This is a genomic window from Bacteroides sp. 1_1_14, from assembly GCF_000162515.1.
Lineage (GTDB): Bacteria > Bacteroidota > Bacteroidia > Bacteroidales > Bacteroidaceae > Bacteroides > Bacteroides thetaiotaomicron.
Genome location: NZ_GG774714.1, coordinates 83024 through 88552 on the forward strand (window position 1 = coordinate 83024; position 5529 = coordinate 88552).

The following is a 5529-nucleotide window of genomic DNA, read 5'->3' on the forward strand; positions in this document are numbered from 1 at the left end:
CTTTGTATTCTTGCGGCGCTACGTCCAGTATATCCATATCGACTACCGGAATCGCTACGTTCTCATCGCCGATAGCGTTTACCAGCTCTTCCGAGATAATCGCTTCTTCTTCGAGGTCGCGACTTACTACGTTGCGGACTGTGCGGAGGGATTGTCCGCCAATGCCTACGTATACCTTGGCGATTGAGTTTTTCAACTCACCTTCCAGTCTGTTGATGATAGAAGTCAGGCTTTGTGCTGTCTTGTCCAGATTGAAGATCACTCCTTTGCGGATAAACGTTGAAGAGTCTTCCTGGGCGTATGCCAGTATCTGCATGCTTCCGTCACTGTTCTTTCTTCCGGCCACACCGGTTATCTTCGATGAACCAAGTTCAATAGCGGCGATAAATTCTGTTGTTGCCATCTCTTTATTTATAATTTAATTATTTTCAACTTTCTATTTTGAGAACTTCATCCCATCACCTGTTACCTATTACTTATTACCTATTACTCTCTCTCTTCGTACAGATAATCTGGTTGCTGAATTCAAGACTGATGCGTGAATATTTGTTCCAGCCTACCTGATTGAGTCCTTTTTGGTAGAATTCTTTCAGGCGTGCCAGTTTGTTTTCAAAGTTTTCAAGTTTGCCGAGATAGACGAGGTGGTCGCCTACACGAGGTACCAGTTCGATGTTGCGGTCGGGCAACACATGGATTTGTTCTATCTGGGCGTCCCAGAACTTATTGTTTTGCAAAAATACACCAAACTTATATAAATCCTTCATTGCAAACGACTTTTCTACGTTTCCGGTGACAATTGCCCGATGTGCGACGCATTTTGCTTCCGGCGGCATGACGGTTCCTTTATTATCAAGGTAATAATTCTCTCCGTTGGCACTCATGATGCGTAATATCGGTATACGTTGTGTCACTTCTACGCAGACTTTGCCGCTGGGTGTTTTGTAGCATTCCGCTTCGTCGATCAGCGGATGCTTGCTCAGTTCCCGTTCCAGCGACTTGGTAGAGATGCGCTCCATCTTTTTCCCGATAGGGTAGATACCTTTATGCTGGAGGATGCCTTTCACTTCTTCTTTGGTGATGAAGCCGGCATAAGTGGTATCCTTGATGACCAGTTCTACGTCACGGCAGGTCTGGTCGGCAGGCTTGCGGTTGAAAGCGGTGATGGCTATGCCGAGGTAGGCGATAAGCATCAACATGACGATAGATAGAAGGATTCTCTTTACCATAGTTTTTATTTAATTGAGAATTGAAAATTGAAAATGAAGAATTGAGAATTGGCTGCGCGACTGTATGATGTAGCGTAGAAATTCTTAGTTCTTCGTTCTTCGCTCTTCGTTCTTCATTTTTTCCAGTTCTTTCTTTATTTCGGGGACATAATTGTCTATGTCTCCGGCTCCCAGAGTTATTAATACTTCAATGTTTTTATCTTTCAGAATGTTCAGTATTTCTTCCTTTTTGCACATACTTTTTTCGATGCCCGGACGGAGGTTGTCGTATATCAGCTTGCTGGTGACACCGGGGATCGGTGTCTCACGGGCCGGATAGATGTCTACCAGAATGACTTCGTCCAGTAGCGACAGGCTATCGGCAAAGTCCTGATAGAAGTCGCGGGTACGGGTGTACAGGTGCGGCTGGAAGATGGCTGTGATCTTCTTGTCTTTATAGAGTTCGCGGATAGACAGCACGCTCTGTTTGATTTCAGAGGGATGATGGGCGTAGTCGCTCAGAAAGACTACCTGGTCATTCTTGATCTTGAAATCGAACCGGCGGTCTACACCGCGGAAGCTGTTCATTCCTTGTCTGATCTCTTCGTCGGTCACTCCGTTGAGGTGGGCGAGTGCCATGGCGGCTACACCATTCTCGATGTTGATGCTTACCGGAACTCCCAGTTGGATATTGTTGATACGTGTGTCGGGGGCAACGAAGTCGATGAAGATTTCACCGTTTCCGATGCGGATATTCTCGGCGTGGAAGTCTCCTTCGTCACGCGAATAGGTATAGACACGGACTCCGGCCTGTACTTTCGGTTGCAGTGAGATACCTTTTCGGATAATCAGTGCACCGCCCGGCTGGATCAGTGTTGTATAATGTTCGAAGCTTTCGAGGTATGCCTTTTCTGTTCCGTAGATGTCCAGATGATCGGGGTCTGTGGCAGTGATGACAGACATATAAGGGGACAGCCAATGGAAAGAGCGGTCGAACTCGTCTGCTTCGATGACGGTATAAGGGCTTTTCTGAGAGAGCAGCAGATTGGTGCCGTAATTCTTGGAGATGCCTCCGAGGAAAGCGGTACATTCTATGTGCGATTGGTGGAACAGGTGGGCGGTCATGGTAGAAGTGGTTGTCTTGCCATGAGTGCCGGCTACACACAGACCTTTGCTGGAATGAGTGATCGTTCCCAGTACTTGCGCGCGTTTTTGTATTTCGAATCCGTTGTTGCGGAAATAAACCAATTCTTCGTGTTCCTGCGGAACGGCGGGGGTCAATACGACTAAAGTGCTTTCTTTGTCTTTGCAGGCTTCCGGAATCAGTCGGACGTTTTCTTCGTAATGTATTTGTGCGCCTTCGGCGATGAGGTTTTCAGTCAATGGAGTCGGGGTGCGGTCGTATCCGGCTACCACTTTTCCTTTGGAAAGGAAATAACGGACAAGTGCACTCATACCGATGCCTCCGGCACCGACAAAGTAGACTGATTTGATCGTTTCAATATTCATTTCTTTATACTGTTTCTTTTTATAATTCTTGTTCCAAATAACATTTCAAGTTTTAATCAGAGTCGGTACTACCTTTAATTGGGGATGCCCCCCAAAGTCGGTAGTATTTTCATTCTCCTCCTTCTGGAAGGAGGAGATTGGAGATTCTACTGACTTTTTAGTCAATCCTAATTGGGATAGTTGCGACTTTTGCATTCCCTCAACTAGTTTTCTGCTTCTGCCAGCTTGATTACTTCCTGCGCGATGATTCGTGCAGAGTCGGGCAAAGCCAACTTGGCTATATTCTCACTTAGTTCTTTCAGTTTCCGGTCGTCAGCTACTGTGTTCAGGGCTACATCCATCAACTTTGCTTCTGCTTCGCTGTCTTTTACGTAGATGGCGGCTTGTTTGTCTACCAGTGCCAGTGCATTCTTGGTCTGATGATCTTCTGCCACATTGGGCGAAGGAACCAGAACCACAGGCTTGTGCAACAGACAAAACTCTGAAATAGAACCGGCTCCCGCACGTGAAATCACTAGGTCGGAAGCCGCGTAAGCGGCTGCCATATCCTTGATGAAGTCCGTCACGTACAGATTTGGAAGTTCTCCTGCTGCCCGTAAGGCTTCTGTCACCTGCGGATAGTAATATTTTCCGGTCTGCCAGATGAACTGTATATCGTTGTTTTCTTTTATTGTAGCTAAGGCTGCAGTCAGCGTATTGTTAATGGTACGTGCGCCAAGGCTACCGCCTACAATCAGAATTGTCTTCTTATCCGGCTGCAGATTAAAGGAACGTAGTGCCGCGCCTTTTTCCGGCATATCCTTCGTCAGATTCTGGCGAACGGGATTTCCGGTCATTATAATCTTATCGGCAGGAAAGAACTTTTCCATTCCATCATAAGCGACACAAATAGCCTTTGCTTTTTGTGCCAGCAACTTGTTGGTGACTCCGGCATACGAGTTCTGTTCCTGAATCAGAGTCGGCACTCCCATCATTCCGGCAGTTTTGAGTGTCGGTCCGCTGGCGTATCCTCCTACGCCTACCGCTACTTGCGGGCGGAAGTTTTTGATGATGCTGCGCGCTTTCCACTGGCTTCGTGCCAGTTTGATCAGTACGGATACGTTTTTCCATAAATGTTTGCGGTCAAAACCGGCTATCGGTAACCCGATAATCTTATAGCCTGCATCGGGAACCCGCTGCATCTCCATACGGCCCTCGGCTCCCACAAATAAGATTTTCGCGTCCGGTCGCAGCTCTATTATAGCGTTGGCGATAGATACGGCAGGGAAGATATGTCCTCCTGTGCCTCCACCGCTGATGATAATTCTAAGTTCTTTCTCCATAATAATCCTTTTTTCTATCCGTTCATCTTCATTTACTGCTATCATGTTCATCCTCAAACTTGGCATCGCTGTTCAGAATCTGTGCAGTAGGTTCGGCGGCGGCTTGTGCTTCTGAAGTAGCTGTTCCGGTTTCTATCTGCATCTGAATCTGTGCATCATGCGCTTTCTGTTCTTCCAGATGAGCGGTATATCGGCTCACGCTTAATATCATTCCGATATAAGCACAGTTGATCAGTGTACTTGTACCTCCCTTGCTGACCAAAGGCAGGGGCTGGCCTGTTACGGGGAACAGTCCCACGGCAACCATCATATTCAGTATCGCCTGCGATACCAGAAGCAAAGCGATACCCATGACAAGGAAGGCGGGGAAGGTCCGTTCGCACTTTTGCGCGATGCGTCCCGCCCGCATCAGCAGACAGAGGTAGAGGAATACGACAAATATACCTCCTATCAATCCCATTTCTTCGATGACAATCGCAAAGATAAAGTCGGAGAATGCCTGACTGAGGAAATCACGCTGGATGGAGTTTCCCGGTCCTTTGCCCACTACGTGACTGGTAGCGATGGCAATACGGGCATGGGCGATCTGTGCGTCTTTGTCTATATCGAATTTGGCTGCGGGCACTTCGTCTTTATCAAAAAAGCCTTTGATACGGTTCTGCCAAGTCTCCAGACGATGAAGTCCGGGGGTATTGTGCAGCGTTTTGGCAGGGATGGCAACTACCGTACCTACGCCGAGTGCGACAATCAGCACAAGTCCTCCTGCCAACAGAAGGAGTTTCTTTGCCGCTACCCGTCCGATGAACATCATCATGAATACGACACCGAACAGCAACATGGCTGTTGACAGGTTTTCCGGAGCAATCAGCAAAAGGACCAGTCCGGTAAGGATCATGATGTATTTAAAGGCTTTGGGGTTGGCTCCTTCTTCATCCTGCCTCTTGGACAGGATGAACGAAACGGCAATGATGACAGCCATCTTTGCCAGTTCCGAAGGCTGGAATTGCAGTCCCATAAAGGTCATCCAGCGGGCTGCCCCATTGACACGGTCGCCTGTAATGATACCCATCAGCGTGACGAATGCCAGCAGAACGAGGGAAATCGGATACAGGAAGACGGGGAATACCTGGAACCATTTGTAGGGGACGTTATGCAGAAATACCACTACTACGGCACCCACCATCAGGATGATGGAGTGCTGTGTTATCGGTCCCCAGTGGTCGCCGCTTTTGTACGTCAGCGTCGATGCTGCCGAAAACACCTCGATAATCGAGATGAGGCAGAGACAGAGGAAGATAATCCAGATTACCTTGTCGCCTTTAAATATGCTCTTTAATAAATCCATTTTATAATTCTCTTACATATTTCTTAAACTGATCGCCGCGGTCTTCGTAACTCTTGAAGAGGTCGAATGAGGCGCAGCAGGGGCTTAACAATACGGTTTCTCCTTTCTTTGCCAGTTTATAGGCTGCTTCTACTGCATCCTTCATTCC

General features: G+C 47.6%; 5 protein-coding genes and 1 pseudogene. All 6 read right to left on the minus strand.

Annotation, left to right across the window (positions count from 1 at the left end; translation table 11 throughout):
• The coding region (locus tag HMPREF9007_RS01445; protein WP_008763708.1) for a cell division protein FtsA at positions 1 to 403 on the minus strand (403 nt) is incomplete at its 3' end.
• Between the two features lie 76 nt (positions 404 to 479).
• On the minus strand, positions 480 to 1226 hold the full coding sequence (locus tag HMPREF9007_RS01440) for a cell division protein FtsQ/DivIB (RefSeq protein WP_008763709.1): 747 nt from the start codon (positions 1224 to 1226) through the stop codon (positions 480 to 482).
• Positions 1227 to 1310: 84 nt separating this feature from the next.
• Positions 1311 to 2714: a UDP-N-acetylmuramate--L-alanine ligase gene (gene murC, locus HMPREF9007_RS01435; protein ID WP_008763710.1), complete on the minus strand. Its 1404-nt coding sequence runs from the start codon at positions 2712 to 2714 to the stop codon at positions 1311 to 1313.
• Positions 2715 to 2917: 203 nt separating this feature from the next.
• Positions 2918 to 4036, minus strand: coding sequence for an undecaprenyldiphospho-muramoylpentapeptide beta-N-acetylglucosaminyltransferase (murG, locus tag HMPREF9007_RS01430; RefSeq protein ID WP_008763711.1), 1119 nt, complete (start codon positions 4034 to 4036; stop codon positions 2918 to 2920).
• Positions 4037 to 4064: 28 nt separating this feature from the next.
• On the minus strand, positions 4065 to 5381 hold the full coding sequence (locus HMPREF9007_RS01425; RefSeq protein WP_008763712.1) for an FtsW/RodA/SpoVE family cell cycle protein: 1317 nt from the start codon (positions 5379 to 5381) through the stop codon (positions 4065 to 4067).
• 1 nt (position 5382) lies between these two features.
• Positions 5383 to 5529 (minus strand): annotated as a pseudogene (locus HMPREF9007_RS26915) (UDP-N-acetylmuramoyl-L-alanine--D-glutamate ligase); the annotation flags it as partial.